4 protein-coding genes, 1 tRNA gene and 1 pseudogene are annotated in these 4,105 nt (G+C 62.7%); 3 read left to right on the plus strand and 3 right to left on the minus strand.

The window, feature by feature from the left end; translation table 11 throughout:
• Window positions 1–305 precede the first annotated feature (305 nt).
• Both EJI01_RS28040 and EJI01_RS29020 read left to right on the plus strand, forming a co-directional pair.
• The gene (locus EJI01_RS28040; protein ID WP_126840372.1) at window positions 306–1,361 is read left to right on the plus strand and encodes a DNA-binding protein; all 1,056 of its coding nucleotides are present in this window, start codon (window positions 306–308) and stop codon (window positions 1,359–1,361) included.
• A gap of 22 nt (window positions 1,362–1,383) precedes the next feature.
• Window positions 1,384–1,468 (plus strand) — tRNA-Asn (locus tag EJI01_RS29020).
• 107 nt (window positions 1,469–1,575) lie between these two features.
• Here the strand turns inward: EJI01_RS29020 and EJI01_RS28045 are convergent.
• Together EJI01_RS28045 and EJI01_RS28050 are read right to left on the minus strand one after the other, a co-directional pair.
• Complete coding sequence (locus tag EJI01_RS28045) at window positions 1,576–1,860, minus strand: type II toxin-antitoxin system RelE family toxin (RefSeq protein ID WP_126840373.1); 285 nt, start codon at window positions 1,858–1,860, stop codon at window positions 1,576–1,578.
• 3 nt (window positions 1,861–1,863) lie between these two features.
• The gene (locus tag EJI01_RS28050; protein WP_126840374.1) at window positions 1,864–2,412 is read right to left on the minus strand and encodes a hypothetical protein; all 549 of its coding nucleotides are present in this window, start codon (window positions 2,410–2,412) and stop codon (window positions 1,864–1,866) included.
• A 768-nt stretch (window positions 2,413–3,180) separates the two neighbouring features.
• Between EJI01_RS28050 and EJI01_RS29785 the strand changes: the two are divergent.
• A pseudogene (locus EJI01_RS29785) lies at window positions 3,181–3,338 on the plus strand (helix-turn-helix domain-containing protein); the annotation flags it as partial.
• Between the two features lie 20 nt (window positions 3,339–3,358).
• Here EJI01_RS29785 and EJI01_RS28060 read toward each other — a convergent pair.
• Window positions 3,359–3,796, minus strand: coding sequence for a surface-adhesin E family protein (locus tag EJI01_RS28060; RefSeq protein WP_126840376.1), 438 nt, complete (start codon window positions 3,794–3,796; stop codon window positions 3,359–3,361).
• Window positions 3,797–4,105 lie beyond the last annotated feature (309 nt).

The following is a 4,105-nucleotide window of genomic DNA, read 5'->3' on the forward strand; positions in this document are numbered from 1 at the left end:
CGGAAGTTCGCTTAAGTCGTTCGTGTTATTGGACCAAGACTGTGCTCAAAGGTCCGCCGCTTCGCGAGCTGGGTAGGTGCGAAACGGCTATGCGAGCTCCGCGAGCCGCTTTGAAAACGATGCGATGAAAAATTGTTCATTCTCAGGGGCTGTCGTGCCGCGGATGCCACCCCTGCCCGCTCACAGGTAGCGACCCTTCATCGCCTCAACATGATCGGGCCGGAGGTGACGACAACAACATTCTCTTATCGAGGGTAAATATTGGACGGGGCAGGGCGATCGTTTACGGAAAGTACGAGGGTCATATGGCTGAGATTCGACAAACACTGTCCCGAGGCATCCAGGAAGACGACGTCTGGGGCGCGGCCGACGTGCTGCTCCATGAAGGCCTGCGGCCCACGATCGAGCGCGTGCGTCAGAAGATCGGCCGCGGCTCGCCCAATACCGTCAGCCCGATGCTCGAGCGCTGGTTCGCGTCGCTCGGCCAACGGCTGGCCGGCGGCGCGAATCCATCGGCAAATCTCGCGGCGGGCAATGATGCCGATGGTGTGCCGGTGAGCGTGCGCAACGCCACACGGCTGCTGTGGGAGACGGCGCGCCGTGAGGCCGAGGAGGTTCAGCGCGTCGAACTGGAATCGGTGCGCTCGGAGCTCCAAGAACGTGGGAACGCGCTGGTCGAGGCGCAGACAGCGCTCGCGCAGCGCGAGGATGCCTTCGCCCATGCGCGGGTGAGCCTGGATTCGGCACTGGCGTCCTCGCAGCAGGCGCGTGAAACCCTGGAGCGGCAGCTCAAGGAGCACGCCCTCGAGGCGCATCGGGTGCGCGCGGGGCTCGAGGACGAAATCAAGCGGCTGACCACCCTCCTCTCGCAGGCGGGCGAATCCCAGGAACGAATGCGTCGGGAGCACGCGGAGGCGATGGCATCGCGCGACCAGGACCTGCGCCAAGCCGAAGAGCGGCACGCTGTACAGGAGCGGCGGATGCTGGCGGAGGTCGATCGGGCCAGGCAAACGGCCAAGGCGCTGGAAACCGAGTTGGCCAGGGAGCAACAGCGGCGAGCCAAGGGCGACGAGGCGGCGGCCAAGCGGCTTGAGGGAGAGTTGGAGAAGCTCCACCAGGTTCGGGAAGCGGCGCGGCGTGCCGAGGCGGGACTACGTGAGCAGCTGGCCGCCCAAGGCATCGAGTTGGCGCAGGCGCGGACCCAGGCAGAAGCGCTCGCGGCGCGCGTTGAAGCGCTCCAGGCCCGGATCAACGATGAAAAGGCTGCGCACGAGCAAACGCGGCGCATGCTGGCCGAGGCCCTGGTCAGCAGGTCAGCTGCGAAGGGCGACGCCTCCACACGGCGACGGCGGAAGCCTTGAAGTGGGAGAGTGAGGGAGGTTTTCATCGCTGATCACTTGGGGCAACCAACGGTTTGACTGACGGACTGTTAATCCGTAGGCCCCTGGTTCGAGCCCAGGTCGATGAGCCGCTACAAGCCGCACGGGCACTGAAGGCCGCGCTATCAAATCGGTAGCGCGGCCCTTTTTGGCGCGATATTGGACACTTTATTGGACGCGGTCCAATATCCAGTGCCTACGGATTGCCGTCGATCGACTTGTGGGTTCCCACGCGCCGCAGCGTGACATCGCTGCCCTCGATCTGGATAGTCATTTTGTAGGAGTGGTTTGGGAAAACGTCGAGCGAGTAGACCTTCGGCCGCTTGTTGCTGACGCAGTGATACCGGCGCACAGTCGGGATCGGGTTCAAGGCCAGATCGCGAATGCACTCCAACACGGCCTGCTGCTGCTGAGCATCAAGCCGTGCAAAGTCCTTTTTGAAGCGATCGGTGCGACCGACAACCCGAAAGCCGCCGGCCATGAATCAGGAATTCAGCTCGCTGAGCAGGTCGTCAACGGATTCGAAGTACTTGACCTTGCCTTGGTCGATGTCGAGATCTGCCTCGCGCTCCATCACGGCCCAGCGTGCTGATTCGATGGCATCGAAGAGATCTGCTAGCACGACAAGTTGCCGCTTGAGAGAGCGAGCAACTCGAGACTCTGGGTTGTAGCCGAAGAACTGCACGGAGAGCTTCATGATGGCTTCGCGGAGCTGCATGACCGCGCTCTGAGCGCTTTCGAGCTGGGCGATCATTTCCTCGGTATCGTTGGATACCGGAAGCTTTGCCCCATCTTCCATGCTCGTCTTGACGCCGTTGAACCAGACAGCTTGGTCAGCCATCCTGGCGGTGTGACGGTCAATGTACCGACATGCCGCGCTGGCAAGAGCCCGTGCCAGAGGTATGACCAAGCGACGGGCGGCATTGAGCACGGCATTGGCATGGACCACATGATGAAGGTCCGCTCGGCTCTTCCGCTCCAGCGACTGGGCGTGCTCGATGGTCAAACAGACGAGGTCTGCTCTAACGCTCATTGCACTCATGTTTCGTTTGGTCCCCACGTGTCTGTGTGGCAGTTTCATCCACACAGGTTCAATCTCCTGGCCGGCGCATTGTGGAGGGTAAGACCTCCACTTTCCGTAAGGAATCCGCCGAACGGCAGAAAAACCTTACTGGATGCGCATTTTTGACCGATTTGAGACAACTTGCCGGCGCAAGGGTAATACCTAGGTTTGCCGTGCTACAGCCCCAATCGAGATGTCCTTTGCTCTTCGGCCTGCTTGGAAGCGCTGCGTCGGCGCCGCGCCCTTGTGATGATGCCCGACCAAGATTGGTAGTGGCGCGCACGATGCATCGCGTACAACGCCAGGTCTATGCAGAGCGCCGCCTCGCCCTTTCTCACACTGCATCCGCCGCAGATCCCTGCTTCTGCACGCCCTCGGCCGAAGCCGTCGCCGCCCCCGGTGGACCGATCGACGGCCGGCCTCGGTGCCCAGCTCAGGGCGCTCCGGATCGTCTCTGGAACTTCGGCGGGACAGCTCGCTCGTCGAGCCGGAGCCTCAGAGCGGCCCGCGCTTGAAGCGCTCCGCCGGATTGACCTCAACCAGCGCCAACTGACTGTCAGGGTCCACGAGGATGCCCTACCAACCCTGGTAGTCCACAAAAGCATCGTTGGGGGTAGGAAGCGCTCCATGGAGAGCCCGCCCTCCCCCTTGCCCACCGCGCGGCCATTCGCAATTCCAGCGTCTGCCCGCCCGACCGTGCACAAGCCCGAGTCGCTCCCATCACCCCTTGGCGCCCAGATCAGGGCCCTACGAGCCAGCGGCGCTACCTGCGGCGAAACTGGGCCGGCGTGCGAGTTTCCGGTTCGATGCTGTCCAGAATCGAACGCGGCTTGGTGTCACCTTCCGTGCAGACGCTCGGCCGGATCGCCGACGGCCTGGGCGTTCCCGTTGCACGAGGAGCGCGAGGCCTGACCATCTAACCGATGGCCTTCGCCACTTCGTCAACGGCGCACATCGCTTTGATCAGCCGCTCTTGCCGACCATCGGCGGTGGGCCAAGGCTCCACTGTTGGCTTGGCGCCGGTGTACCTCCGGACTTTCTCAGGCGTCCCCTCGAAGTTCGCCCGTTCGAAGTACCTGGCCGCGGCGTAGTGCGCCGTGCGACGCCTGCAGTCGATGACGGCCGTTGCGTCGAAGGACCGATAGGTAACGCCCTTTTCCACCTGCGGCGACGATCGATTGACGCGCACGCCGACAAAGCGCAAGTGATGCTGGGGACGGACCGAGTTCGGATTGACCTGAAAATAGTCGCTCGCAGGATTGTCCGCTTCGCCCGCGACCGTCAACCACGCCGCATGGGACAGCCCGGATAGGGCGGCGAAAAGCGACAGGACGATTGGCTTCTTGATCTGCATGGAACAGAAAGTTAGCCGACCCAGCTCTTTAAAGCTGTCACGAAGAGTCTCCGCCGCCACTGCCGCCCGGACGCGACTTACGCAGTCTGCTGGCCACCCATAGGACAGTGTCGAGCCGAGGCTTCGAGACGACTAGTTGCGCGTGTCCCCATTGCCCAACTATGATGCATTTGGTTGTAACAAAATGAGAACATCGTAGGGGACGGCGGCTTAGAGGGAGCCCGCTGCGGCGGAGCCGGAGGAGGTTCACTTGGATGCATTTTCCGAGGCGCGCTCGCGCGCCGTTCCGGGCCGTCTATGTGCCAGCGT

Source organism: Variovorax sp. MHTC-1 (genome assembly GCF_003984645.1).
Classification (GTDB): domain Bacteria; phylum Pseudomonadota; class Gammaproteobacteria; order Burkholderiales; family Burkholderiaceae_C; genus Variovorax.

What these genes read in the sequence shown, in the direction of transcription:
- EJI01_RS28040 (WP_126840372.1), top strand. Translation starts at nt 306, where the DNA reads ATGGCTGAGATTCGACAAACACTGTCCCGAGGCATCCAGGAAGACGAC.
- EJI01_RS28045 (WP_126840373.1), bottom strand. Translation starts at nt 1,860, where the DNA reads ATGGCCGGCGGCTTTCGGGTTGTCGGTCGCACCGATCGCTTCAAAAAG.
- EJI01_RS28050 (WP_126840374.1), bottom strand. Translation starts at nt 2,412, where the DNA reads ATGAGCGTTAGAGCAGACCTCGTCTGTTTGACCATCGAGCACGCCCAG.
- EJI01_RS28060 (WP_126840376.1), bottom strand. Translation starts at nt 3,796, where the DNA reads ATGCAGATCAAGAAGCCAATCGTCCTGTCGCTTTTCGCCGCCCTATCC.